22 protein-coding genes are annotated in these 26,322 nt (G+C 60.2%); 13 read left to right on the top strand and 9 right to left on the bottom strand.

The window, feature by feature from the left end; genetic code table 11:
• Nucleotides 1-111 precede the first annotated feature (111 nt).
• The 6 genes from AC13RM_RS30135 to AC13RM_RS30160 all read left to right on the top strand — a co-directional run bounded on the left by AC13RM_RS30135 (nucleotide 112) and on the right by AC13RM_RS30160 (nucleotide 6,015).
• Nucleotides 112-1,245, top strand: a complete 1,134-nt coding sequence (locus AC13RM_RS30135) for an aminomethyl transferase family protein (RefSeq protein ID WP_440478708.1) — start codon at nucleotides 112-114, stop codon at nucleotides 1,243-1,245.
• 10 nt (nucleotides 1,246-1,255) lie between these two features.
• Entirely contained in the window at nucleotides 1,256-1,861 is a 606-nt protein-coding gene (locus AC13RM_RS30140; protein ID WP_440478709.1) for a dimethylamine monooxygenase subunit DmmA family protein, read from the top strand.
• Nucleotides 1,858-2,823, top strand: a complete 966-nt coding sequence (locus AC13RM_RS30145) for a PDR/VanB family oxidoreductase (RefSeq protein WP_113233599.1) — start codon at nucleotides 1,858-1,860, stop codon at nucleotides 2,821-2,823. Before AC13RM_RS30140 ends, AC13RM_RS30145 begins: the two co-directional genes overlap by 4 nt.
• A gap of 29 nt (nucleotides 2,824-2,852) precedes the next feature.
• Nucleotides 2,853-3,893, top strand: coding sequence for a heme-dependent oxidative N-demethylase family protein (locus AC13RM_RS30150; protein ID WP_488556042.1), 1,041 nt, complete (start codon nucleotides 2,853-2,855; stop codon nucleotides 3,891-3,893).
• 67 nt (nucleotides 3,894-3,960) lie between these two features.
• The gene (locus AC13RM_RS30155; protein ID WP_488556043.1) at nucleotides 3,961-5,298 is read left to right on the top strand and encodes a trimethylamine monooxygenase; all 1,338 of its coding nucleotides are present in this window, start codon (nucleotides 3,961-3,963) and stop codon (nucleotides 5,296-5,298) included.
• Nucleotides 5,299-5,415: 117 nt separating this feature from the next.
• On the top strand, nucleotides 5,416-6,015 hold the full coding sequence (locus AC13RM_RS30160) for a methyl-accepting chemotaxis protein (RefSeq protein WP_113233602.1): 600 nt from the start codon (nucleotides 5,416-5,418) through the stop codon (nucleotides 6,013-6,015).
• Here the strand turns inward: AC13RM_RS30160 and AC13RM_RS30165 are convergent.
• Nucleotides 6,012-8,381, bottom strand: a complete 2,370-nt coding sequence (locus AC13RM_RS30165) for a trimethylamine N-oxide demethylase (RefSeq protein ID WP_113233603.1) — start codon at nucleotides 8,379-8,381, stop codon at nucleotides 6,012-6,014. The genes AC13RM_RS30160 and AC13RM_RS30165 overlap by 4 nt on opposite strands.
• A 241-nt stretch (nucleotides 8,382-8,622) precedes the next feature.
• On the opposite strand from AC13RM_RS30165, the gene AC13RM_RS30170 reads away from it, so the two are divergent.
• On the top strand, nucleotides 8,623-10,407 hold the full coding sequence (locus AC13RM_RS30170) for a trimethylamine N-oxide permease (protein WP_113233604.1): 1,785 nt from the start codon (nucleotides 8,623-8,625) through the stop codon (nucleotides 10,405-10,407).
• Between the two features lie 99 nt (nucleotides 10,408-10,506).
• On the opposite strand, the gene AC13RM_RS30175 is transcribed toward AC13RM_RS30170, so the two are convergent.
• Complete coding sequence (locus tag AC13RM_RS30175; protein WP_167078445.1) at nucleotides 10,507-11,961, bottom strand: MFS transporter; 1,455 nt, start codon at nucleotides 11,959-11,961, stop codon at nucleotides 10,507-10,509.
• 113 nt (nucleotides 11,962-12,074) lie between these two features.
• On the opposite strand from AC13RM_RS30175, the gene AC13RM_RS30180 reads away from it, so the two are divergent.
• From AC13RM_RS30180 to AC13RM_RS30190, 3 genes are all read left to right on the top strand, one after another.
• Nucleotides 12,075-12,950, top strand: coding sequence for a helix-turn-helix transcriptional regulator (locus AC13RM_RS30180; RefSeq protein WP_113233606.1), 876 nt, complete (start codon nucleotides 12,075-12,077; stop codon nucleotides 12,948-12,950).
• Between the two features lie 302 nt (nucleotides 12,951-13,252).
• Nucleotides 13,253-13,564 (top strand): hypothetical protein, encoded by a 312-nt coding sequence (locus tag AC13RM_RS30185; protein WP_162738220.1) that lies wholly within the window; start codon nucleotides 13,253-13,255, stop codon nucleotides 13,562-13,564.
• 99 nt (nucleotides 13,565-13,663) lie between these two features.
• Nucleotides 13,664-14,395, top strand: a complete 732-nt coding sequence (locus tag AC13RM_RS30190) for a molybdate ABC transporter substrate-binding protein (protein WP_113233608.1) — start codon at nucleotides 13,664-13,666, stop codon at nucleotides 14,393-14,395.
• A gap of 5 nt (nucleotides 14,396-14,400) precedes the next feature.
• Here AC13RM_RS30190 and AC13RM_RS30195 read toward each other — a convergent pair whose 3' ends face one another.
• The gene (locus AC13RM_RS30195) at nucleotides 14,401-15,291 is read right to left on the bottom strand and encodes a LysR family transcriptional regulator (protein WP_113233609.1); all 891 of its coding nucleotides are present in this window, start codon (nucleotides 15,289-15,291) and stop codon (nucleotides 14,401-14,403) included.
• Between the two features lie 173 nt (nucleotides 15,292-15,464).
• Here AC13RM_RS30195 and AC13RM_RS30200 point away from each other — a divergent pair, with 173 nt between their 5' ends.
• Together AC13RM_RS30200 and AC13RM_RS30205 are read left to right on the top strand one after the other, a co-directional pair.
• The gene (locus AC13RM_RS30200) at nucleotides 15,465-16,241 is read left to right on the top strand and encodes a class I SAM-dependent methyltransferase (RefSeq protein WP_374824477.1); all 777 of its coding nucleotides are present in this window, start codon (nucleotides 15,465-15,467) and stop codon (nucleotides 16,239-16,241) included.
• A gap of 10 nt (nucleotides 16,242-16,251) precedes the next feature.
• The gene (locus tag AC13RM_RS30205) at nucleotides 16,252-16,896 is read left to right on the top strand and encodes a pyridoxine/pyridoxamine 5'-phosphate oxidase (protein ID WP_374824474.1); all 645 of its coding nucleotides are present in this window, start codon (nucleotides 16,252-16,254) and stop codon (nucleotides 16,894-16,896) included.
• Between the two features lie 93 nt (nucleotides 16,897-16,989).
• Here the strand turns inward: AC13RM_RS30205 and dinB are convergent, their stop codons facing one another.
• The gene (dinB, locus tag AC13RM_RS30210) at nucleotides 16,990-18,087 is read right to left on the bottom strand and encodes a DNA polymerase IV (protein WP_374824471.1); all 1,098 of its coding nucleotides are present in this window, start codon (nucleotides 18,085-18,087) and stop codon (nucleotides 16,990-16,992) included.
• A 381-nt stretch (nucleotides 18,088-18,468) separates the two neighbouring features.
• Here dinB and AC13RM_RS30215 point away from each other — a divergent pair, with 381 nt between their 5' ends.
• Nucleotides 18,469-18,792, top strand: a complete 324-nt coding sequence (locus tag AC13RM_RS30215; protein WP_374824467.1) for a hypothetical protein — start codon at nucleotides 18,469-18,471, stop codon at nucleotides 18,790-18,792.
• A gap of 38 nt (nucleotides 18,793-18,830) precedes the next feature.
• On the opposite strand, the gene AC13RM_RS30220 is transcribed toward AC13RM_RS30215, so the two are convergent.
• The 5 genes from AC13RM_RS30220 to AC13RM_RS30240 form a co-directional block, all read right to left on the bottom strand.
• A complete protein-coding gene (locus AC13RM_RS30220) occupies nucleotides 18,831-19,391 on the bottom strand; it encodes a GNAT family N-acetyltransferase (RefSeq protein WP_095438591.1) in 561 nt (186 codons plus the stop codon).
• Between the two features lie 20 nt (nucleotides 19,392-19,411).
• A complete protein-coding gene (locus AC13RM_RS30225) occupies nucleotides 19,412-21,769 on the bottom strand; it encodes an Orn/Lys/Arg family decarboxylase (RefSeq protein WP_374824464.1) in 2,358 nt (785 codons plus the stop codon).
• A gap of 166 nt (nucleotides 21,770-21,935) precedes the next feature.
• Complete coding sequence (locus AC13RM_RS30230; RefSeq protein WP_374824461.1) at nucleotides 21,936-23,288, bottom strand: NCS2 family permease; 1,353 nt, start codon at nucleotides 23,286-23,288, stop codon at nucleotides 21,936-21,938.
• A 48-nt stretch (nucleotides 23,289-23,336) separates the two neighbouring features.
• Nucleotides 23,337-25,115 carry an adenine deaminase gene (locus AC13RM_RS30235; protein WP_374824458.1) on the bottom strand — a complete coding sequence of 593 codons (1,779 nt, stop codon included), beginning with the start codon at nucleotides 25,113-25,115 and terminating at the stop codon, nucleotides 23,337-23,339.
• Nucleotides 25,105-26,103, bottom strand: a complete 999-nt coding sequence (locus AC13RM_RS30240; RefSeq protein WP_374824455.1) for a LacI family DNA-binding transcriptional regulator — start codon at nucleotides 26,101-26,103, stop codon at nucleotides 25,105-25,107. The genes AC13RM_RS30235 and AC13RM_RS30240 overlap by 11 nt, the downstream gene beginning before the upstream one ends.
• Nucleotides 26,104-26,322 lie beyond the last annotated feature (219 nt).

A 26,322-nucleotide genomic window follows, 5' to 3' on the forward strand; every position in this document is an offset into this window, starting at 1 on the left:
CGAAATACCATCCGGACGGCCAAGAAAAACCCTTCGGATCGGCTTGCCAAGGCGCGAAAGACGATTATAGTCAGGAAATAAATATTCCATAGAAGAAAAAGAGGGAACGAAATGGCATTATCATGGCGTTTCTCCGCCTTGGCGGACCGGCACCGTGCTCTCGGATCGAAACTCGAGGATTGGAGCGGCATGGGAACCGCCTGGACCTACGAGAAGGACATGTCGGATGAACATGTCGCGATCCGCACCAAGGCCGGCATCATGGACGTTTCCGGCCTCAAGAAGGTGCATCTGGTCGGGCCGCATGCCATTGCCGTGCTCGACTATATCACCACCCGCGACATGTCGAAGATCTATCCCGGCCGCTCGGTCTATGCCGCGATGCTGAACGATCGCGGCTACTTCACCGACGACTGCATCGTCTACCGCACCGGTCCGAATTCCTGGATGCTGGTGCATGGTTCGGGCTCCGGCCACGAGGAAGTGCTTAAGCAGGCGGCCGGCCGCAACTGTGCTGTCCTCTTCGACGACGATCTGCACGACCTCTCGCTGCAGGGTCCGGTCGCGGTCGATTATCTCGCAAAATATGTGCCTGGGATCCGCGATCTCAAATATTTCCATCACATGCAGACGACGCTGTTCGGCGCGCCCGTGATGATCTCGCGCACCGGCTATACCGGCGAGCGCGGTTATGAGATCTTCGTGCGTGGCCAGGATGCGCCAATGGTCTGGGATCGCATCGTCGCGGAGGGCGAGGAGATGGGGATCATTCCCTGCTGCTTCAGCGTCCTCGACATGCTGCGCGTCGAAAGCTATCTGCTCTTCTATCCCTACGATAACTCGCAGATGTATCCTTTCGCCGACCAGCCGCCCGGCGACAGTCTCTGGGAGCTCGGCCTCGACTTCACCGTCAGCCCCGGCAAGTCGGGCTTCCGCGGCGCCGAGGAACATGCGCGCCTCAAGGGCAAGGAGCGTTTCAAGATCTTCGGCATGCTGATCGATGCCGATGGTCCGGCCGATCTCGGCGACGAGGTCTATGCCGAGGGCAAAAAGGTCGGTGTCATCACCTGCCCCTGCTATTCGACCCTGACGAAGAAATCGATGGCGATCGCTCGCCTCGATGTCGATAAGGCCGTGCAGGGCACAAAGCTCGAAGTGCGTGGCAAGAGCCTAAAGGCGAGCGCGATTGCCCATACGCTGCCGTTCGACGACCCTGAAAAGAAGAAGAGGACGGCCATCGGTTAAGGAGGCGCTCATGCTTGTCGAAGGCATCAAGAGCCGACCGGTCTACAAAGGTCTCTCCATCCAGCCGCATGCCCGGCGGCATCTGTTTGCGCTGGAAGGCGAGGGAGCGATAGCCCTTCTCGACCAGATGGCCGGGCTTGACGATACCATCCTGTCGCGCAGCGAAATCGTCTATGTCGCGCGCGGCTCGCAGGGGAAAGGCCATGACGAGGCCTTGCGCCTGCTCGGCGCCGACATGTTCTTCACGGCGCCGACGATCGCAACGCTGCTCTTCCGTCTGAAAGGGTCGCTTTCGACAGCCCATATGGGCACGCGGCTCTATATCGCCGGTACTGAGGGTTTTATCGGCCAGGCAATGATGGTGGCGCTCGACTACGGCATGGATCATGCCTCGATCATCACGGAGCACCGCGGTTCCCTGGCGCGTCGCGTACAATGCGTCCATTGCAAGGGCATCACCGACGATGTCACGCATAGTCCTTTCGCCTGCAGTCATTGCGGTCTGCCGCTTCTGGTGCGCGACCACTACTCGCGCCGTCTCGGCGCTTTCCAGGGCGTCAATATTGATGCGGAAGAGCCGGGCACGGCGCCTGATCCCGAGGAGTTGTTCCTGTGAGCGGTGGTACGGAAATTCCGGTTCGTGTCGCGAAGGTGACGCCAGTCGCCGATCGCATCAAGCGATTCCGCTTCGAGCGTCTTGATGGCGCGCCGATGCCTTATTTTTCCGGCGGCGCCCATGTCATCGTCTCGATGAACGATGAAGGCCATGTTCGTCGCAATGCCTATTCGCTGATGTCGCCGCCGCATGATTGCTCGGCCTATGAGATCAGCGTGCTGCGCGTCGAGGAATCGCGCGGCGGTTCCGCCTTCATGCATGAGAAGGTGAGGGAGGGTGACGAGCTCAAGGTCAGCTATCCCGTCAATCTCTTCCAGCCGGATTGGCGCGGGCGCAAGCATCTGCTGATTGCCGGCGGCATCGGCATCACCCCCTTCATTGCGATGATGCAGCAATTCTCCCGCGAGGGCGCGAATTTCGAGCTGCATTATGCCGTGCGTTCGATCGATCGCGGCGCCTATTGTCGGGAGCTTGTCGAGCAATATGGATCGCAGCGGGTGAAGATCTATTGCGATGCCGATCGCAATTTCATGCCCGTAGCACGTCTGCTCGAAAGCCAGCCGCTCGGCACGCATCTCTATGTCTGCGGTCCCTCAGGCATGATTGACGGCGTGTTGAAAACGGGCATCGAGGCCGGCTGGCCGGAACAGAACCTGCATTCCGAACGCTTCTTGTCGTCACAGCCCGGCAAGCCTTTCTCCGTCATGCTGACGCGGTCGGGCAAGACCGTTCACGTCGGTCATCATGAGAGCATGCTGGAGGCGATCGAGGCTGCCGGCATCGATGCGCCCTTCCTCTGTCGCGGCGGCGCCTGCGGGCAGTGCGAGACAGGTGTTGCCGTTTGCGACGGCAAGCTTCTGCATAATGACGTCTATTTGAGCGATGAAGAAAAGGCCTCGGGCCGAAAGGTGATGATCTGCGTCTCCCGTTTCGAAGGAAGCGCGCTGCATCTCGACCTTTAGGCACTCAACCGATATCCAGGAGAACGGACATGGCAATCGCCTTCAAGCAGGAAACGTTCAGGGACGATCTCAGCTACCGCAACAGTCCGGAAAACATCAGGCGTTTCCCGTTCCCCTTCGATCGCGACGAATACATGTATTCGGTCAACATGGAACCGCATGTGAAGGGGCGGAAGAACACGGTCTACGAAAGCCTGATCGACGTCGACGAGCACTATGTCGCCGAGATGCACGACCGGGCTCTGGTGCTGAAGGAAGATCCGCTGCGTTATCAGGCGCTGCCGCACATGATGACGGCGCAATGGGATACGCTGGAACTGCTGATGGAAGAGCAGGCGGCCGGCTATCCCGAGCATTTCACGCTCACCAAGAATGGCGACCAGCGGCGCTGGATCAATCGTCCCCTTGGCATCGACGACACTTTCACCTTCGGCGATGCGTCGACGCTGCCTTACGAACCCTTCGAATACATCACCCGACAGGCGCAGGGTGATTTCTGCATCGTCGACCAGCGCGACGGCAATCTCTGGATGGATGCCGGCATGGTGACGACGCAGGCCGATTGGTCGCTCGATTTCGATATCGGCATGAACTTCATGGAATGGCACGGGCCGGTGCCGCTTGCCCACCAGATCGGCGTATTCGACCGTGCGCTCAAATTTCTCTTGAACCTGCAGCTGGGCAAGCCGACGCGCCGGTTCAACTGGACGATGACGATCAATCCGCGCCTCGATACCAGCCCCGAAAACTACCCGAAATGGGGTCCGGATCGCACCACGGTGACGCCAGAGAATGTCGGCGAGAAGGTGCACTTGCGCGTCGAGCTGCAGAGCCTGTGGCGCCTGCCGCGCTCGAACGCCATTCTCTTCGTCATCCGTTGCTATCTGATGAACATGAATGAGCTCGTCACAGTGCCGAAATGGGCGCGCCGTTTCCCGCGCGTGCTGAAAACCTTGCCGCCGGAGCTCATCGACTACAAGGGCCTGACGCGCTTCCGCCAGACCACCATCGACTGGCTGTCGAAATATGACGACGGTGCCCCGACCAGTCCCGGCATTTTTCCGGATTGACGCCGATACGGCGCGAAACGACTGCATGCAATAAGAACTTCGATACAATCGAGAAGGGGAATGCCACATGACACGAGTTGCCGTTATCGGTGCCGGCCCTTCGGGCCTTGCCCAGTTGAGGGCCTTTCAATCGGCCGCAAAGAAGGGTGCTGATATCCCGGAAGTCGTCTGCTTCGAAAAGCAGGCGGATTGGGGCGGCCTCTGGAACTACACCTGGCGTACGGGCCTCGATGAATATGGCGAGCCTGTCCATGGCAGCATGTATCGCTATCTCTGGTCGAACGGCCCGAAGGAGTGCCTGGAATTCGCCGACTATTCCTTCGAGGAGCATTTCGGCAAGCCGATCGCCTCCTATCCGCCGCGTGCCGTGCTTTGGGACTATATCAAGGGCCGCGTCGAGAAAGCCGATGTGCGCAAATGGGTACGTTTCAGCACGCCCGTGCGCATGGTGCGCTTCGATGAAGAGACGAAGAAGTTCACGGTAACCGCGCATAATCGGCCTCAGGACCGGATGTATGACGAGGTGTTCGACTATGTCGTCGTTGCCTCGGGTCATTTCTCGACGCCGAACGTGCCCTATTTCGAAGGGGTGAAGACCTTTAACGGCCGCGTGCTGCATGCCCACGATTTTCGCGATGCACTGGAGTTCAAGGGCAAGGACGTACTGCTCGTCGGGCGCAGCTATTCGGCCGAGGATATCGGCTCGCAATGCTGGAAATACGGGGCGAAATCCGTAACGACGAGCTATCGCTCCAAGCCGATGGGCTTCAAATGGCCCGAGAATTTCGAAGAGCGGCCGCTGTTGACGCGTCTTGAAAACAAGACGGCCTATTTCCTCGACGGCTCATCGAAGGATGTCGACGCACTGATCCTCTGCACAGGCTATCAGCATCATTTCCCCTTCCTGCCTGATGACCTGCGGCTAAAGACTGCCAACCGCCTCTGGGCTGACCATCTCTACAAGGGCGTGATTTTCGACGGGAACCCGCAGCTTTTCTACATCGGCATGCAGGACCAGTTCTACACCTTCAACATGTTCGACGTTCAGGCGTGGTGGGCGCGCGACGTCATCATGGGCCGCATCAAGCTGCCACCGGAAGAAGAGCTGCAGGCAAACTTCGACAAATGGCGTGCCCGCGAGGAAACGCTCGAGGATGCCGAGCAGATGATCTGGTATCAGGGCGATTATGTGAAGGAACTGCTCGCCGAGACCGATTATCCGAGCTTCGATATCGAAGGTACGAACAAGACCTTCATGGAGTGGGAGCATCACAAGGCAGAAAACATCATGGGCTTCCGCGACCACGCCTACCGTTCGCTGATGACCGGCACCATGTCGCCGACGCATCACACACCCTGGGTCGATGCGCTCGATGATTCCATGGAGGAATATTTGCGCAATTGATCCGCGCTCATTTCCCCACCTGACCGGCAAGGGAGGCGAAGAGCAGCCCTTGCCGGATTTTTATGCGTTGAGACGAAACGAGTTCATCCGCAACCTTCTCTTCGGGGCACGGCCTTCATGGATTTCCAGACAAGCGTTCTCGGCCGCATGGCGGGTTTTCTTTATCGCTGCCGGGCAGACGAAAATTATACGATGCTTGAGATGACCGACGGCATCGAGCGCATCTTCGGTTATCCCGCTGACGAGATCATCGGCAACCGCACGCGAACCTTTACGTCGATCATGTGCGAAGAGGATATCCCGCTTATGGACGAGCTTGTCGGCAAGGCGCTGGAAGCCCGCACCGACTGGACGATGGAGTATCGCATCCGTCATCGCGACGGCCATTTTCTCTGGGTAACGGAGACCGGCGGCGGCGTATGGGACGAGGCTGGGGAGCTTCTTTATCTCGAAGGCAGCATCCTGAATATCGAATCGCTCTATCAGCGTATCGACGAGCAGACCGCTGGCATGCGGGTCACGGCGTCGAAGACCAATGAGATCCTGCAGTCCCTGCGCTATCTGAAGCTTCTTGCCGTCAATGCCGGCATCGAGGCGGCAAGAGCCGGCACGGCCGGATCGGGTTTTGCGGTTCTGGCGGCAGAGATGCGTACGCTTGCCAATTCCTCGGAAGAGGCGGCGCGCGCAATCTCGGCCGCGCAGAAGAAGTCGGATTAGGATCGCGGCCGCGTCTTCTGCGGATCGTAGTGAGAAAGCGGCACGATGACAGCCGGAAGCCGCTTTTGCTGACCGTCCAGCTTGCCAATCTCAACCTTGGTGCCGACGCTCGCATGCGTGACGTCGACACGGGCGAGCGCGATGGTTTTGCCGAGGATCGGTGAACGGGTGGCGCTGGTGACCACGCCGATCTGCGCGCGGCCGATATGGATGCAATCGCCGTGTCCGACAGCCTCGTTGGCCTCGATATCAAGTCCGACCATCAGATGCCGTGGGTTTTCCTTTCGCCTGACCAACGCCTCGCGCCCGACGAAATCGTCCTGCTTGGATTTCAGGGGAACGGTGAAGCCGATGCCGGCCTCGAAGGGATCGGTCTGATCGTCGAATTCGTGATGGGCAAAGACCAGGCCCGCCTCGATGCGAACCATATCAAGCGCCTCCAGGCCCATCGGCTTCAGACCATAGGGCTCGCCGGCTTTCCAGACCGCATCGAAGACGGTGGCCGCATCCTTCGGATGGCAGAAGATCTCGTAGCCGAGCTCGCCGGTATAACCGGTCCGCGACACGACGACGGGTGCGCCCTCGAAGTGGCCGATGCGGCCGACCGCGAAACGGAACCATTCGAGCTCGCCGATCGTCGGCTGACGCGGCGCCGTCCAGATGATCTCCTTGAGGATATCGCGGCTCTTCGGGCCCTGTAGCGCGATGTTGTGCATCTGGTCGGTGGAGGAGCGCACCCAGGCCTTGAAGCCTTTCTTCTCCGCCTGCTCGCGCAGCCAGATGCCGCTATAGTCATCGCCGCCGATCCAGCGGAAGTTCTTGTCGCCGAGGCGGAACAGCGTGCCGTCGTCGATCATGCCGCCGTGCTCGTAGCACATGGCGGAATAGACGACCTGTCCGGTCGAGAGCTTGCGCACGTCGCGCGTCAGGCAATATTGCAGCAATTCCTCCGCATCCGGCCCAGTCACCTCGAACTTGCGCAGTGGCGAGAGGTCGATGACCACGGCGCGTTCGCGGCAGGCCCAATATTCCTCGACCGGTCCTTCCGAGGAGAAGCGGTTCGGCAGCCAGAAGCCGCGATATTCAGTGTAATCGCGCGTCAGGGCGGAGAGGCGCGGGTGAAACGCGGTTTCCCGCGTCAGTTCGGGGTCGGCGTCAGGGGTCATGCGATAGGCCACCGCTCGTGTGAATTTTTCTTTGCCGGAAAAGGTGCGCACGTGAATGTCTGTCGGATCCCAGCCGTTAGCCGCATCGATGTCATCGGGGCAGGAGGAGGAGACGCAGACGAGATCTGTCAGCGCGCGCATCAGGACGTAGTCGCCGGGTCTCGACCAGGGCTCGTCGAGATAGAGCTGGTTATTGTGATCGACATTGGTGTTGTAGAAGTAGTTGAGCGCCTCCCAGCCCTTTCGGCCGGCAATGCCGTAGGGTGTAAGGGCTGCATTGAAATTGTCGGTGCAATTCACGTGGCCGGGATAGCCCATGTCGTCGTAATAGCGGGAATTGCAGGCCGTTGCGAAGGCGTCGTGGCGGCCGACCGTATCCTGGACGATCTCCACCAGTGGCTCGAAATCGCGGTCGAAGGCCTTCGATGGCAGGCCGGGAGCCGGATAGCTGCGGCCGAGCAGAGTGCGGGTCACTGTAGAATCAAGCGCGAGATCAAGGCCCTTGTCGACCTTGCGCGCGGAAAAGGCCTGGAAGTCGGTGCATTGCCGACCATAGACATCGATGATCTGAATATATTCGCCGGCGCGGACAAAATAGGCCGAAGCGGTCGCCGCTTTTATGCGAATATCCTCGATCGGGTCGGCGAGCGGTTCGGGCAATGCGGAAGCATAGTCTCGCAGGATCGTCGCGCGGCGGATTCTGACTTCAATAGGCGTTGCCGTATCCTGGGTCTCAGGCGACATGGCCATTCCTGGCGCACAGGCGACAAGCAGGCCTTTGGTCGCGATCGTGAATTCCGCGGTACTGCCTGCCGGTGAAGCGGCGCCGAAGAGGCGAAGCGCTGCCGCAGAGGCCAGATCGGCCCCACGCCGCTCCAGCGCCGCTCTGACGCGAGCCGCACTTTCATCCCTAGAGGAAAGAATGGCTTTCAGACCTGTTGCTTCGCCGGTGAATGCCGAGCCCACGCCAGCGGATTGAAAGCGGCCCTTTTCGTCGATGAAGGTGAGCTCGCAGACCTGCCCGCCTTCGCTATCCGTCACCGAAACCCGGTCGCCGGGTTCGACGCGCACGACCAGGGATCCGCCGCCCTTGCAGCGATAGCGCTCGGTATCTTGCAGCAGCGCTGGAATGCCCGGATAGCGGATAATGCTCGCCGAGACGGGCCGTATTCCGGCGGTTGACGGATGGAGATCTCGCATAGAGCCCTCTCGGGAAATGAGGCGTGTCGGACACCGGAATCATGCTGACAAAATGCCGTCTGAAAGTAAAGGGATATTGACTAAAAAGAAAATATCTTCACTATGCATAAAGGGCATGCATCTGGAATCCGCGCGCAGACTCGGCTCATGAAAACCTCCAGCAAGCCCCGCAATGCCATGGGAGGCACGTTCAGGGAGACGTACGAGAGATACGTCCGGAACAAAATGGGGAATATCACCAATGACTGACATCGTGGACGCCGGCGCTTCCGCCGGCACCGAAGGTAAGCTTATACGCGCGCTGGACTGGAAGGGCGCGTTCTGGGTGGCTGCGGGCGTGCCGCCGCTTGTTCTCTTCTCCATCGGCGGTATCGCCGGCACGACAGGCAAGCTTGCCTTCGTCGTTTGGATCATCTCGATGGTCATGGGGTTCCTGCAATCCTTCACCTATGCGGAAATTGCCGGCATGTTCGGCAACAAGTCCGGCGGCGCCTCGGTCTATGGCGCGACCGCCTGGCTGCGCTATTCGAAATTCATCGCGCCGCTTTCGGTCTGGTGCAACTGGTTCGCCTGGTCGCCGGTGCTGTCGCTCGGCTGCGCCATTGCGGCCGGCTATATCCTCAATGCCTTCTTCCCCATTCCGGCGGCGGACTCACAGGCCGTGCTCAGCTGGATCAGCGCCCATGCGACGTCGATCACCGCCGATAGCCCGCGTGTTGCCGAATACATTGCGGCCCATGCCGGTACATCGCCCGACGATGCGGTAAAAGCGCTGCTCAGCGCCGATGGCGTTGCAGCTTTTACGCCGGCCATCCGCAACTGGTCTCTTGTCAGCTTCAACATTCCTTTTCTCGCGACCGCCAATATCAATGCCACCTTCTTCATTGGCGGCATCCTGATGCTGATCATCTTTGCGATCCAGCATCGCGGCATCTCCGAGACGGCCAGCGTACAGAAATGGCTCGCTATCATTGTGCTCGTGCCGCTGCTGATCATCGGCGTCTATCCGATCGTCAGCGGCCAAATCCTCTCCGCCAACGTGACCGGCCTGCTGCCGCCGACAGCGGCCTACGCCGCGACGGACGGCACCTGGAGCAATGGCGGCTGGACGCTTTTCCTCGGCGGTCTCTATATTGCCGCCTGGTCGACCTACGGTTTCGAAACTGCGGTTTGCTATACGCGTGAACTGAAGAACCCGAAGACGGATACTTTCAAGGCGATCTTCTATTCGGGCCTTGCCTGCTGCATCTTCTTCTTCCTGGTGCCCTTTGCCTTCCAGGGCGTGCTCGGCCATGCCGGCATGCTGGCGCCTGGTATCGTCGATGGCACCGGCGTCGGTGAAGCGCTCGGCGGCCTGATCGGCGCCGGCCGGATCGTCACGCAACTCCTCGTCATCCTGATGATCCTGGCATTGTTCCTGGCGATCATGACGGCAATGGCGGGCTCCTCGCGCACCCTCTATCAGGGCTCGAAGGACGGCTGGCTGCCGAAATATCTCGATCATGTGAACGAGAACGGCGCGCCGACGAGAGCGATGTGGACGGATTTTGCCTTCAATCTCTTTCTTCTCGCCATTGCCTCGGACACGAGCGGCTATTTCTTCGTGCTTGCCGTTTCCAACGTCGGATACATCATCTTCAACTTCCTGAACCTCAATTCGGGCTGGATACACCGCATGGACTCCGGCCATGTCGAGCGCCCGTGGAAGGCGCCGTCCTGGCTGATCGGCCTCAATACCATTCTTGCCTTCGTCAATGCGCTCTTCCTTGGCGCGGGTGCCAAGGTCTGGGGCTATGCCAATGCGCTCTGGATCGGCTTTGCCTTTGCGGCTCTCATTCTGCCGGTCTTTGCCTACAGGCATTATGTTCGCGATGGCGGCAAGTTCCCGGCGGGCGCCATGGATGATCTTGGTCTGGTCGGCCAGGATCTGGGTGTCAGGAAGGCGGGTATTCTGCCCTATCTGGCGCTTGCCGGCGGCCTTGCCATCGTGCTGATCGCCAATTGGTTCTTCCAGCTGCCGGCATAACGGTATCTAGTCGAAGACGAGGTCCATGCTTGCAAGTCCGGCCTGGTCACAGGCCGGGCTTGCTGTTGAACCGACGGATTGTAGATGCCGACCGTCCGATCATTCAGGCGCGACGATGAGGGTGCCGTCGATCTCGGCGTCTTCTTCCGGTCGGCTGCGCTGCCGTGCCAGTCGCAGAAGCGTGGCTAACAGCAGGATGGCCATCAGCCCGAGTTCGACGGCGATCGCCGTGACCCCGGCAGAGAGATAGGCGTTCGAATATTGCAGCACCTGGGCAAATACGGCCCCGAGGATCGCCGGTCCCAGACCAAGCGAGACCTGCTGCATGGTGGCAAGCATGGCGCTGCCGGCGCCGGCATGTTCATGCGGTACGTCCGCCAGCCCCAGCCGGTAAAAACTGTTGACGATAAGCGCCTGGCCGAAACCGATCAGGACTGTGGACGGAATGAGGTTTATGACGCCGGGCTGCGGCCAGACGGTTTCGAGCGTCACGATGAGCAGAGCAAGCCCGCTCATCTGGATCACGCAGCCCATCGCCAGCATGAGCTCGCGGCGTATGTTTGCAAGGCGAGGCGTCACGAAAGCGGCCGAGACGAAATAGGAGCCGCCAAGTGCAATCAAGGCGTTGCCTGATTGCAGCGGTGTCAGCCCGGCGCCGGCCTGCAAGGTAAGGGCGAAGACGAACATGAAGCCGCTCCAGCAGGTAAAGAAGAGTATGGCGATCAGCCCGCCGAAGCGCATGCTGGAGATGCGCGTGAGCGACGGCGGCAGGATCGGGAAGGCGCCCCGCGCCTCCTTGCCGCGCTGGATACGCCAAAGGAGTGCCGCCAGCGGCAGGATCGGCACGAAGCCGAGCAGGCAAAGCCAGTTCCAGTGGAGCGACGGGCCAAGCGCGGTCGGCAGCAGGACCGAGAGCGTCAGCAGCGCCAGCGTGATCATGCCCGACCAGTCGACCGGAACCCTGCCTTGGCCACGCGTTTCGGGGACATGTCGCCACACGCTGAGCAGGATCAGGACGCAGACCGGCAGATTGATGAGGAAGATGCTGCGCCAGCCGGAGCCGGCAATATTGGCAGAGATCAGGAAGCCGCCGAGAACCTGCCCGACGATGAAAGCGATGCCGCCGATCGCGCTATAGAGCGAGACCGCGCGGGCGTGATCGCGTCCGGTCAAGCTGACATGAATGGTCGCCAGCACCTGCGGCACCATGAGTGCTGCGGCAATTCCCTGCAACGCGCGCGCAACGATGAGGAAGGTGACTGATGTCGCCACCCCGCATAGCAGGGAGGCCAGGCAGAACAACAGCACGGCCAAGCCGAACATGCGCCGGCGGCCGAAATTGTCGCCGAGGCGCGCACCCATTGCCAGGCAGACGGCAAAGGCGACACCATAGGCGGCGACGAAAAGTTCAAGTTCGGTCTCGCCGGCATGCAGCGAGGCCGAGATGGCGGCGAGGCCGACATTGATGATGGAAAAATCGAGCTGAAGCAGCAATTGCCCGGCAAGCAGGATCAGCAGGCCGAACTGGCCAAGCCGGATTGGTGCGGATGACATGGGGGACCTCAAAGCATTTCCGAAACTGAGTCCACAGCGTTTTACACCCATGTTAAACTGGTACAAGATACCTGTTTAGACTGGTATAAAAAGTGTCAGGCTGGAGAATGGAAATGCACGGCACGCTCGATATCGTTCCCAATCAGATGCTTTCGCGCGCACAGGAACTCGGCGAAATGTTGCGAAGACGGCGGGAATCCCTCGACCCGCAAAGATTGGGACTCGGTCGAGCAGGGCGGATTCGTACACCCGGATTGCGGCGGGAGGAAGTGGCGTCGCGCGCCGATATCGGCATTACCTGGTACACCAAGCTGGAGCAGGGCCGGCCGATCCGCGTGTCGCCGCGCGTGCTTCTCTCCGTCGCGCATGCTTTGGAATTCAACGAGGTCGAGACGGAGCACCTGTTCAGATTGGCCAATCTGCCGGTTCCGCCCCGGCTCGAAAATCCTCGCGTCTGCGAGCCGCTCAGCGAGGCAAGCCAGCGCATTCTCGATCATCTCTGTCCTTATCCGGCTCTTATTCAGACGAAGCGCTATAATATACGCGGTTTCAACGAGGCCTATCGCCGGCTCGTCGGCGTCGATCTCGATGCCGTCGCGCCCGAGGACCGGAACTGTATCTATCTGTCCCTCGTCAATCCTGCCTGGCGCGCAAGCCAAGCCGATCCTGATGAGATGCTGGCCAATATGGCAGCGCTGTTTCGTGCCTCCATGGCGGAGCATCTCGACGATCCGAGCTGGGAGCGGCAATTGGAACGCTATATGAGCGCTTCCGATCAATTCCGCATCGTATGGGATCGCTATCAGCTCAAAGGCATCGAGAATACCGTGAAGCGTTTCCGCCTGGCGGATGGCACGATCCTGCCGCTGCAATCCAACAATTGGTGGGCAAGCCCCAGCAATGACGACCGCATGATCGTCTATACACCCGTCGACGAAGCCGGAGCCGAAAGGCTGAGCGCGATGATGAAGCGCAGGCGGGCTTGCTGAGCGGGAAAGCCGGCGGAACCCCAAAGGATCGATCACCACGAATGAACTTGCGGCAACTTCCGCCCGTTCGTCGGGCATTGCGCGTTCCGGCACTGTCAAAAATGGACGTAGGCTTTAAACGGCAGCCTGCCTAACGTGCCGGCAGCAGACAAAGCAATGGCCGGTCTGGCTGGCGGCTTGCCGTCAAGGACCGCCCATCGCGCGGAGCTGAAGTAACGGACTAATAGTATCAGAGTAGTTTCACTTGCAAGAGCGAGTCCATCTGTGATGTCGCAGTAGCAGTGGTCCTCGAAGGAGGCATGATGGAACGCTTTCGCCACCTTATGGGAGGCAGCCTATCGCCGAAGCAAGTCGCCACGCTCCAGAAGGTGCTGGACAACGTCACCAGTCAGACCTGGTTCGATAACAACGAACATTGCCGCAATGCGCTGGCCGGGCGCCTGACTTTTCTCATAAAAATTGGAATAGAAAACACCGCCCATCTCCAAACCATCGGTGTTTGCTGGGCAGTTAATGACTTCAACCGCGATGTGATAAAAACGAATCGAAGGAAGCCGGGAGAGATAACGGGGATAGGGAAGGGCGAGCAGTTTCGGCTTGAGGATTACCGGTGATATTTGTATCCCGAGTCCGACCTCAACGGATATCTTCGTAAAATTTCGATCTCCCGCCGCGGAGCACGATTTCATCTGAGACAGAAAAGGAAATCGCCCGTGAGGAATGCAGTTCAAGTCTTGTCGGCCGGCAGCCTGCGTCATGCCTTTCCGGCGATCATCGGCGCCTTTGGAGGGGAATTCGGCATTGGCATCTCGCTGACGCTCGGACCCGCGGGGCTGCTGCGGGAAGCGATCGAGACAGGCACCAGTTTCGATCTTTTTGCCTCCGCAAACTTGGCGCATCCGCGGCGGCTTGTTTCTATGGGTCTTGCAGAAGATGCGGTCTGCTTTGCCCGCAATCGGCTCTGTGTGCTCTCGCGTGCCGAGCTTGGCCTGACGACGGAGAATTTTCTCAGCGTCCTGGCCGATCCCGCCGTGAGGATCGGCACGTCGACACCGGGCGATGATCCAGGCGGTGACTATGCTTTCGAGGTTTTCGACCGTATCGAAGCCCGGCATCCTGGAAAGGGTGATGCGATCCGGTCCCGCTCCCGGCAATTGGTGGGCGGGCGCAATTCGCCGCCGACGCCGCCGGGCAAGGGCGCTGGTTACCTGGTCACCGATGGCGTGGTCGATCTAATGATGAGCTATTCTTCAAACGCGCGTCTTCTGGCGGGTGATCCGGCTTTCAGCGTTGTTCCTGTCCCCGACGAGTTTCAGCCGCTCATCGAGTACGGCATGGCAATTCGCACGGATGCGGATGTCGAAACCAAAGAGCTGCGCGACTTTCTATTGTCGCCGACCGGGCAGGAGATCTTGAGCGAAGCCGGCTTTTCTCCGGTCAGCTGAGAATATCAGCTGTTCGGCGGCGCGCTCGAGCGCAGATAAACGTCGGCTTCGTTCTGCAGCCATTCGCAGAAGAGAACGGATTTTCGGTTCCGACGGGCGCGGCGCAGAGCGACATATTCGTGGCCGCTTTCCAGAAAGCCATATGGTGCCATCAGCCGGCCGAAACGGATATCGTCGCTGACATAGGGCCACGGGGCGACGCAGACGCCAAGGCCGGCGGTCGCAGCTTCGAGCATGAAGTAAAAATGCTCGTATTCGACGCGCGGTCCGGTGGCGACCGATCTTTCCGAGCGAGCCAGCCAGTCGCCCCATGCGCGTAGCCTTGTGCGCGTGTGAAGCTGGGGCAGGCCGTCGAAGTCGGGCGTCGACGCGGCAAAGAGCGATGGCGCGAGCACCGCGCCGGTTTGCTCCGGAAATAGGGAAATGACATCGGCGCCCGAAGGCCATGACGCGCTTCCGACGCGGATCGCCACATCGAAGCCGTCGCGGCCGAAATCGACGGGCTTTGACGAGGCCGACAGGCGCACTTCTATGTTGGGGTATTTCGCCTGAAACCGATAGAGGCGAGGAATGAGCCAGCGCATCGTAAAGGTGCCGGGGCAGGAGACGTCGAGCTGACCTTCTTCGGTATCGGCTACGGCTCGCACCGACAGATCCATCTGGTCGAACGCGCTCGTCAGCCCGTTCAAAAGGGTCATCCCGCCTTCGGTCAGTCTCAGCCGGTTTTTCGGCCCTTCGAACAAGGGAACGCCAAGTATCTCCTCCAGATGCTGGATCTGCCGGCTGACGGCGCTGTGCGTCACATTGAGCTCGTCTGCAGCAAGCGTCATGCGGCCGAGCCGGCCGGCCGCTTCGAAGGCACGCAATGCGTTCAGGGAGGGTAACCGTCTGGTCATGTGCATTTTCCGAACATTGATTGTTCGAACATATCGGTTTTCTTCGGTAAAAATAACGTGTTTTTTTGACATCGAGAGAAATGGACAGCGCCTTCATTGAACAATGACGCGACGATGCAATGGCATTTTCACGTCCGGCGAAGCTTTGTCCGACGAAGCAACGGAGACATGAAGTGCAAGGCAGATATCAGGACGGCAGTGCGGGCGATGCGAATTACGGCGTGATCGGATCGGGCTATACCAATTATCGCCAGCCGGATCCCCATATAGCCGAATTCATCCGCGCCGCTCTCGGCGATGCGGACACCGTGTTGAATGTCGGTGCCGGCGCTGGCTCCTATGAACCGGTCGACCGGCAGGTGACGGCCGTTGAGCCGTCGGCCTCCATGCGCGCCCAACGGCCGGCGCATCTCCCGGTCGCGATCGACGGGACGGCGGAACATCTTCCTTTTGCCGATCGGAGTTTCGACGCGGCAATGGCGACCTTCACGGTGCATCAATGGTCTGATCTCAGCCGAGGGCTTGCCGAGATGCGGCGCGTCACCCGCGGCCCCATCCTGGTGTTGAGCTGTGATCCGCATCTGCTGGAACGGTCGTGGCTACACACCTATGCGCCTGAAATGATTGCGGTCGAGGCACGACGTTATCCGGAGATGGCAAGGATCGCGACCGCACTCGGCGGTAACGTGGAGATCAAGGCAGTGCCGATCCCCCTGAATTGCGTCGATGGCTTCGGCGAAGCCTATTATGGCAGGCCGGAACGAATGCTTGATCCCGGCGCGCGGCTTGCCAATTCGGCATGGAGCTTTGTCGATGCCTCCGTTGGCGAGCGTTTTGTCGCCGAGCTTGGCCGCGATCTCAGCGACGGATCCTGGGATCGCCGTTATGGCGCCCTCCGCACGCAGCCCTTCTTCGAAGGCTCGCTGCGTCTCATTATCGCAAAACCTTGAGGAGAATGCAGTGAAAGACGAATTGCGCACATTGAAATCGCTGGCTGGGCCGTTTCCGGTGTTCGAAACGGATCTGACACCCGACGAGCCGCGAGATCTGTTTTCCGACTGGCTGCGCGATGCCATCGAGGCTGATATCAAGGAACCGCATGCCATGGTGCTTTCCACGGTCGACGAGGATGGCGTACCGGATGCTCGCGTTCTCATTCTGAAGAACCTTGACCAGCGTGGCTGGCACTTCGCAACAACAGGCAGCGGGCCGAAAGGCCGGCAGATTGCCGCCAATCCCTCTGTGTCACTCACCTTCTACTGGCCGCAGCTCGGGCGGCAGGTGCGGCTGCGCGGCATGGCGTTTCAGGCCGAGGCGCATGAGCGCTATGCCGATTTCCGTGCACGTGTGCCGGGCGCCAAGGCCGTCGCTCTGACTGAGCGGCAGAGCGAAGTTTTGGGCTCGTCGCAGGAGCTCGATGATCCATTGGCACTGCAGCATCGGCGGTTGCGGGACGAGCCCGACCTTGTCGCTGCAAATTGGGCGCTTTTCATCGTCATGCCGCATGAGGTCGAATTCTGGCAGGGCGATGCCGAGCGTCGTCACCATCGCTTGCGATACCGGCGTGGAAAGGCGGGCTGGCTGAAGGAGCGGCTCTGGCCGTGATGATTTTTCGCTTTGATGGCCGCAGTTGTCCGTTTCCGTTGCTTTGGGCGGAAAGATTAGACCGCCATTGTGACCGCTGAGGATCAGCATCCCTCAGATGCCGAGATCGAGTTGGGGCTGTAAGCTCCCATCGCCGGCCTCTTCGTTCGTCAAAGACGAAAGCGTGATGCCGAGCAGCCGGATTGGCCGCGCAAACGGATGGACGGTTGCCAGAAGCGCCGACGCTGTCTCAAGAACAGCGCCAACGTCCGCGACCGGCAAGGAGCCTGTCCGGCTGCGTGTCGCCTGGGTGAAGTCCGAATATTTGATCTTCACGGTCACCGTCTTGGCGCTGAAACCGCCTGTTTCGCAGTAGCGCCAGACCTTCTGCGCCAAGGGTCGCAGCTCCGCCCTCGCCAGCTCGAGATCGTCGATATCCTCAGCGAACGTATCCTCTGCGCCAATGGATTTGCGGATACGGTCGGGCTTCACCTGGCGTTCGTCGATGCCGCGGGCAATGCCGTAGAAATAGGGGCCTGCCTTTCCGAAATGCTCCTGCAGGAAGGCGAGGGATTTCGATTTCAGATCCAGCCCGGTTTCGATCCCGTATTTGTGCATGCGCTCGGCGGTCGCCGGCCCGACGCCGTGGAACTTCTTGACGGGAAGCGTTTCGACGAAGGCCGGCCCATTCTTCGGCGTAATGACGGCCTGGCCGTTCGGCTTGTTGAGGTCGCTTGCCATCTTGGCAAGAAACTTGTTGTAGGAAATGCCGGCCGAAGCGTTGAGCCCTGTGACCTGCTTGATCTTGGTCCGGATCTCCAGCGCGATCTCGGTGGCGATTTCCATGCCCTTGTTGTTCTGGGTGACGTCGAGATAGGCCTCGTCGAGCGACAGCGGCTCGATCATCGAAGTATATTCGGCGAAGATCTCGCGGATCTGCTGCGACACTGCCCTGTAGACATCGAAGCGCGGCGGCACGAAAATCAGATTCGGACATTTGCGTTTTGCCGTGACCGAAGGCATCGCCGAGTGAACCCCAAAAGCGCGGGCCTCGTAGCTTGCGGCAGCCACGACGCCGCGTGCCGCCGACCCGCCGACCGCAAGCGGCTTGCCGCGCAGCTCGGGATTGTCTCGTTGTTCGACCGACGCATAGAACGCATCCATATCCACATGGATGATCTTTCGGAGTGGGCTCGAGCTCGTGTCGTTCATAGGGATCTCGGTCATCACACAGTAGGTTCAGCGCGGCTTGTTAACGCAAGGGCTGAAACAAATGCAGAACATATCATCCTCGATGACGATATCAAACCGGCTCAGTCGCGCGCCAGAGAGACGCGAGTGAATCTCTCTGTGACAGTCATTCGCAAATACCACCTTGAGATGCCTTCGAGGCTTCTTATCTCTTGTCCGTCCCCCAAAACGGAGCCTCAAGATGGGCCAAATCGCAACTGAACCGCTTTCCGACCTGCTGATGGAAATACTACCGCCCGAGCGCGACGAGGAATCCCGAGCGGATGGCACCGCATGTCTGTGCTGCCGAAGGCAGCGATCGGCGCGGAAGATGGATGAGGACGGCTGCGGCATATGTGACGAATGCCTGGCACCATGACGGACGGCGCGCCGCAGCCGCTGCCCGCCGAATTGTCGGACTTCGAACATGCGCTTGCGAAGCTGCCTGACGGCTATTCGGAGGGACGTTTTCAAAATCGCCCCTGGGGTGTGACGGTCAGGCGATCGGCTGACGGGAAACGGATCTGGCTCTATGGCGAGGAGCTTGGCGGGACCGATGTCGTCAGTTTCAATCTCTATGTGCTCTCCGGGGCGAGCCTCACTCTCAAGCCCTGCGAAATGTCCTCATCGAAGGTCATAGACTTCGTTTTGGGCTTCATCCCGACTCCAATGCAGCAGCCGATATAAGCCCGCAACTTTGTCGGCCGGCAATAACCCCTTCTCATTCAGCGGGTGGAGAGCGGCGGCGGAGGCGGCTGCGTGGTGGAGCCGGGACCGAGCGAGCGCTGGACCATCACGGTATCGGCCCAGCGGCCGTAGCGATAGGCAACGGCTGGCAGAAGGCCGACGCGAACGAAGCCGAAGCGCTCGTGCAAGGCGAGAGAGGCCGCGTTGTCGGCGTCGATATAGCCGATCATCTGCCGGAAGCCGGCCGCCGCGCAGGCGTCGATCAGTCCGCGCATCAGCAGGCTCCCGACACCCTGGCCGACATGGTCGTGATGCACATAGATCGAATGCTTGACGGTGTAGCGATAGGCCGGGCGCTTGCGAAACAGCACCACATAGGCATAGCCGACGACCTTCTCACCCTCGATCGCAACGACATGCGGGAAGCGTTTGTCCTTCAAATTTTTACGCCGCTCGCGCAGATCGTCCGGCTGCGGCGTGTCGCTATCATCAACTCCGGCCTCGACGCCGCGGTGAATATGGCGGCGATAGATAGCCAGCATGGCATCGACGTCGCTCTCCCGGGATGGGCGAACGATGATTGTTTTATCCTGCTTCATGATCGATCCGAATTTCCAGCTTATTCCGCAACGACATAGGTATAGAGCCGGATTTTGCCGGATGCATCAATCTCGCGATAGAGCCCCTGGATCTCCACCTCGAAACCGGGGAAGGTGTTGAAGCAGGTTTCAAACATCTTGAGATAATCGATCATGGGCTTTGCCTGCTCCGTCAGGCGCTCGCCCGGCACGATGGTCGCGATCCCCGGAGGATAGACGACGAAGGGTGTCGTCGCGATGCGGCCGGCAATGGCGTCGATCGGCAGATAGTCGACATCGTTGCGCACCAGGCAGCGCGCAGCATCGTGCGGCGACATGGCGATCGGCGGCAGGTGTTCGGCGGAAAATTGTTTTGTCTGCAGGGCGCTCACATCGGCCTGGCGGAAGAAATTGTGCATTTCAGCGCAAAGATCGCGCAGGCGCACGCCTGAATAGCGGCCGGGACGGCGGCGATAGAATTCCGGAATTGCCTCTTCCAGCAGCGCGTTGTCGTCATGAAGCTTCTTGAAGGCGACAAGGCCGCTGATCAAAGTGCCGGCCTTGCTGGCCTCGACACCGGGCGTCAGGAGAAACAGCAGCGAATTGAGGTCGTTCTTTTCCGCGACGATACGGTTTTCGCGCAGATATTGTGCGACTACGGGTGCCGGTATGCCGTGTTCGGTATATTTCCCCGTCCGACGATCAAAACCCGGCGTGAGCAAGGTCAGCTTGTTCGGGTCCGTCATGGCAAAGCCCGGCTCCATGTCGGAAAAGCCGTGCCATGCCGCATCGGGCGTCAAGTGCCAGAAGGCGGGATTGGTGGCGAGCTGATCCGTTGCGACGCTTTCCCACGGCACATCATGCACGGCGCCTGGGCTCGACACATCCGGGATCGCCACCCGATCTGGCACGAAGGGCTCGAAGAACCAGCGTCGTTCCGGGCGATGCTCCTTCTCCTCAAACTCGCGGCGCACGGCACGGATTTTCTTGCGCAGTTCGATACCGAGACGGATCGTGTCGTCCCAGAGCACTTCGCCCGAGCGGCCCTTCATCATCTGCGCGCCGACGTCGAGCGAGGCAAACAGCGGATAGAAGGGCGAGGTCGAAGCGTGCTGCATGAAGCTCTCGTTGAAGCGACGGTGCTCTACGCGGCGCTTCTGGCCGGTAATGTGCCTATCCTTCATGTGGATCTGCGAGGCCTGCGAGAAGCTTGCCAGCTGCTTATGGGTGGATTGGGTGGCGATGATGCCCGGCGCATCCGGGCCGAGGTCGGAAAGACCCATGGCAAAGCGCCCGGCATAAAGCGGATGAAACTTCATGAAGCCGGCCCAGGCCTCGTCGAAAAGGATGTAATCGCACAGATGGCCGATCCGCTTGAGGATCATCTCGGCATTGTGGATGGTGCCGTCATAGGTGCACTGTTCCACGACCGCGACGCGGAACGGGCGAGGCTTCTTATAGGCATCCGGATCTTTCACCAACGGATGGGTGCGGATACGCTCGCGCAGCGCGTCCTCGTCCATTTCAGTGAAATCCATGGGACCGATCAGGCCATAGAGATTGCGTCTGGTCGGCAGATAGACCGGAATGCCACCCGAGATCATCAGGGCGCCGTGATGGGCAGCCTTGTGGTTGTTGCGGTCGAACAGCACGAGATCGCCGTCTGTGACGAGCGCTGAGAGCGCGACCTTGTTTGACGTGGAGGTGCCGTTCAGCACGAAATAGGTCTTTTCGGCGCCGAAAATCTTGGCCGCTTCCTTTTGCGCGGCAAGCGCTGGCCCTTCGTGGGTCAGGAGGTCGCCGAGGTCGAGCACGGAATTGTCGAGGTCGTCGCGGAAAACCGCTTCGCCGAGATGCTCCATGAAGACCCGACCGATGGGGCTGCGGCTGTAGAAGATGCCGCCATTGTGCCCGGGGCAGGTCCAGAGGTGATTGCCTTCCTCCGCATAATCGACCAGCGCACCGAAGAACGGCGTCTTCAGCGTCTCGGCATATTGTTTCAGCCGGCTGATGAGGCTCTTGGCGATGAAGGCAGGCGTTTCTTCGGAGAGGAAAACATAGCCGTCGATAAAATCGAGGACTTCGACCGGCACATCCTCGAAGCGCTTGCGCCGGATCAGCAGGATGATGGGGAATTCGAGGCCGCGCCGGCGCATGAGGTTGATGAGGGAGGCCGTCTTGCCTTCCAGGCCCTTCTTGCCCCAGTCGACCAGCATGCAGCCGATGGCCGCGTCCGTCTGCACGGCGATCTCGGCGTCTTCGAGATTGCGCGCGCGCACCACCTCGAAACCGGAGCGTTCGATCTCCTCGACGATCTGATTGTAGCGGGCGCCTTCCAGATCCTCATTATCGAAGGTTGGCGTTGCGAACAGAAAGTTGAAACGTCTGAAATAATCCATGTCGGTACCCGCTCCTGATTTCGCATGAGGTGTCGACGCATTTCATGACATGGATGTGACAGAATAGAGGACGTCCTAAACCCTATCGACGGCCATCGCCGGTCAGGTCGCTGGCCCGCCGTTTCATGCCGGATTGCGAACGCGGAATTTATGGATTTGTGGCCGCTCAGTGAGCGGCAACGGTCCAGAAATAATAGGCAAGCGGGATGGCGAGAAGGTACATGCCGATCGAGACCTGCTTCGCCTCTCCCGACAAGACCTTGACGATGACGTAGAACAGCAGCCCGCCGGCGATACCGGTGCCGAAGCTGTTGGAGACCAGGGTCAGAAGGACCATCATCAGGGCGGAAAGACCATCGGAGAAGTTCTCCAGGTCGACACGCTTCAGCGCGCTGAACATCGACATGCCGACGAGGATCAGGGCAGGTGCGGTGGCGGCGGCCGGGATCATTAGCGCAATCGGGGTAAAAAGCAAAGTGAGCGCGAAAAGAGCCGCCGTTGCCAGCGAAGCAAAACCGGTGCGTCCGCCTGCTTCCGCGCCGGTGGCGCTCTCGACCAGCGCCGTGGCGGAGGGAATGCCGAGCAGCGGACTGATGGTGGCGGCAATCGAATCGACGAGGAACGGCTTGCCCAAATCCGCCATATTGCCCTCTTCGTCAACCAGACCGGCTTTGGCGCCGACCGCGAGCGTCGTGCCTAGGGTCGAGAAGAACTCGGATGCGAAGAAGGCAAAAAGATAGGGGAAATAGTCTATCTTCAGCGCACCGAGAAAATCGAGCTGGAGGCCGATCTCGGAGATGCCGTGCGGCGCTCCGAAGAGTGCCGTGGGCACTTTGGTGACGCCGAGCGGAATGCCGAGCAGCGTGCTGCCCAGGATGGCCCAGAGGATCGGTCCCGGCACTTTTCGCCCGCGCAGAAAGACGGCGAGGAAGATGCCGAAGACGGCAATGATGGCCTGCCCGGAGCTGAACGAGCCGAGCATGAGCGTGTGGCTCTTGGCGTTGACGTCGACGAGACCGGCATTTTTGAAGCCGAGAAGGGCGATGAACAATCCGATCGCAGCGCCGAGCCCGAGCTTGATCTGGGCCGGAACCATGCGAGCGATGACTTGTCGCACGCCGAGCACCGTCAGCAGAACGAAGATCACACTCGACCAGAAGGAGATGGCAAGACCCGTTTGCCAGGGAATGTGCTCCACGGCTGCCATCGTCGGCCCCACCAGAACCGAGCCACCGATGCCCGGCCCGACAACGAAGGGCATATTGGCATAGAGCGCCATGAACAGGGTTGCGCCGATGATGACGAGAATGGTTGCGGTCGTCGCGGCGGCGCGGTCGATGCCACCGGCGGAAAGCAGGGAAGGGATCACGACGAGAAGATAGGCCGCTGCCAGGAAGGACGTCATCCCGGCAATGATTTCCGTCTTCGTATTGGTCTTACGCTCGCCCATGCGAAAGTAGGTCTTCCACCGCGGCTCCGACGTATCATCCGGTTGCCCGACATTCGTATTTGAAGCCATTGTCTATATCTCCTAAGTCGGCAAACGTTGCCGTGCGGGCTGATGACCTCAGTTTCGGCTTGCAGCCAGAAGCGGTCTGATGTCCTGGGTGGTTCCGTCGGTCAGCCCGAGATCGGTGACGTGCGGGCCGGGGTTGCAGGCAAGGCTTGCCCCGACGACCGCCTTGAAGGTGCGAACGGGCGGCATCCAGTCAGCGATGGCATCGGCCGCGGCACGCAGCCTGGCGAAGTCGTCGGCCACCTCTTTTGCAGGCGCATCCGACAGCAAGCCGCAGACAGGTAGGGCGAGCACGGCCGTAACCTTGCCGTCGGCCGCCGTCGCCATGCCGCCGCCGGCCTCGATGACCGCATTGGCCGCCGCAGCCATATCCGCAGGATCGCGGCCGAAGACCGTGAGGTTATGGCTGTCATGCGATATGGTCGTCGCTAGCGCACCGCGCCAATGGCCCCAGTCCTCCAGGATGCCGATGACCGGCGTCGGCTCTTTTCTGCCATGGCGGTGGATGACGGCCATCAGGAGCATGTGATCAGGCAGAACGAGCTTGCCATCTTCGACTTTGACGACCGCCTGTCCCCATTTCGTGAATCGCGGGCTGACGACGGTGTTGACGCGAGCATCAGTCATGCCTGGCAGAGTGATGGTGAAGTCGGTGGCGGAAAGTTTCTCAAGCTTTACGGTGTCGCGATAGGCATCCGAGGACACGCTCTTGCCGCTTCCAATAAGATTGCCGTCTCTGGCAACCTCACGCCCCGATGCATAGACGCGGTCGACGACGATCCTTTCCAGATCGGAGAGAATGGCGATATCGGCGCGGCGACCGGCCGCTATCAGGCCCAGATCGTAGCGGTTCAACCACATGGCGGCGTTGAGCGTGGCGGCGCGGATGGCATCGACCGGCTTCATTCGATAGCCGATCAGACGTCTTAGAACGGATGACATCGCTCCATCGTTCACGAGATCGTCGGGGAAGACGTCATCGGTGCAGATCGTCAGCGTTTGCGGCAGATGCGGCAGCTTTTTCAGCACTTCGACAACTCCGGGCAGGACATAGTCGTGGGAACCGCGTAGCTCGATGGTAAGGCCAGCCCGCAATTTCGCCAGCAAGTCCTCGCCCGAAGTAAGCTCGTGATCGGATTGGATGCCTGCGGCAACAAAGGCCTGCAACTCCGCGCCTTCGAGCCCGCGGGCATGACCGCAGACGCGCTTGCCGCTCGCAAGTCCAGCTTCGACGATGCCGCGCATCGGCTCGCTGCGCTCGAGGACCCCGTGCATGTTCATCACTTCGGCAACGCCGGAAATCTCCGGCCAACTGAGCATGGTTGCCATTTCGCCTGAGCGGAATTCCGCACCGGCAAGTTCCAGGCCGGGCGCAGAAGGGACGCAGGATGGCGCCAGGGTCAGGAAGCGCAGCGGCAATTGGCGTGTTTCCTCAAGCGCCCACCGAATGCCGTCGAGGCCGGCAACGTTGCCGATTTCATGCGGATCCCAGCAGACCGTCGTCGTGCCCTGGGGGACGACCGTTTCCGCGTATCGCCTTGGCGTCACCATCGAGCTTTCGACGTGCATATGCGTGTCGATAAATCCGGGCGTGATGAATCGCCCCGAAGCGTCGATGGTCTGCTTTGCGTCCTTCCTTGTCCCCGAGGCATGAACGCTTGCGATCAAGGGACCGACAAGGCCGATATCGGCCGGCCTCATCTCCGAAGTCGCGACATCGACGAGCGTTCCGCCGATGATGAGTAGATCGAACTGCTCAAGCCCCAACGCCGCCCGCACGGCACGATCGCGCAGCTCAGACGAATGGAGGTCGTGGGGTTCATTCGGCATGTCTGCCTCCCTTGGCAAATGCGGATGGGCGCGCCGTGGATTGCCGCAAGACGAGTTCCGTCGGGAATATTCCGCTGGTCTCGATTTCTCCGGCAACGAAGGCGAGGGCGTGGTTTGCCACCGCTTCCAAATCCTGCCGGACGGTCGTGAGCGGTGGGGAGACGATTTGAGCCCACATCAGATCATCAAAACCGGTGAGCGACATGTCTTCCGGAATGCTGCAGCCTCTGTCTTTGATGGCAATGGCAAAGCCGACGGCGAGGGCGTCATAGGCGGCGGCACAGGCGGTAAAATGGCGGAGATCGAGCTCGCGGCCGAGGGCGCTGCCGGCTTCGAAAGTCGCATCGCTGTGTCGCAATGCCGGTTCGATCCCAGCCGGGCGGAAGATTTCGCACATTCCCTCGACGCGCTCGCGCGCCACCAGCGAATTCTCTGGGCCGGCGAGGATAAGAAGCCGGTTATGACCGAGCTCGAGCAGATGGCGGGCGATGAGACGTCCACCCTCGCGGTGGTCGCTGGCGGCGACATTGCCTGTTGTGGCCGCGCTGTCTATGACGGCGACCGGCACCGAAACATCCTCAGGCATAACGGTCGTGCCGCGCGTCGGTATCACGATCAGTGCATCGACGCCGCGGGCGATCATGGTCCTGATTTCGAATTCCTGCTGTAGCGGTTCACCCTGACTGTCGCCAATCAGAACAGCAAGACTGCGCCGCTTGGCGGCTCGTTCGATGGCCTGGGCAAAGGCGGGAAACAAGGGTTGGCCGATATTCGGAACCAGCAGGCCGACCGTATTGCTCTTGCCTGTGCGCAGAGCGCGAGCCGCATGGTCAGGCACATAGCCCAGCCTTTCCGCTTCCAGGCGAATCTGCTCCGCAAGGGCTGGCGACACCCGCCCTGTGCCGCGCAGGGCATTCGAGACCGTTGCCGTGGAGACACCCAGCGTGGTGGCGATTTCCCGAATCGAAGAAGGGCGTGTCTGGCTCATCCAAGAGCGCTCTCCGGTTTCCTTGGTTAAACGATTAATCAAAGCGGCGTGCATTTGCAAGAGCGTCCCGTTGCGTAGCAGGGCTATCGCATATGGACGGATGAGCACCGGAAGTTCCTTCTCCCCGGCGGGGAGAAGGTGGCCCGAAGGGTCGGATGAGGGGGCTGCCAGTTTGAATAGAGAGATTTTCGTGCTCTTGGCAGGCACCCCCTCATCCGC

The sequence above is a fragment of the Martinezella sp. CNPSo 3732 genome, from assembly GCF_057784515.1.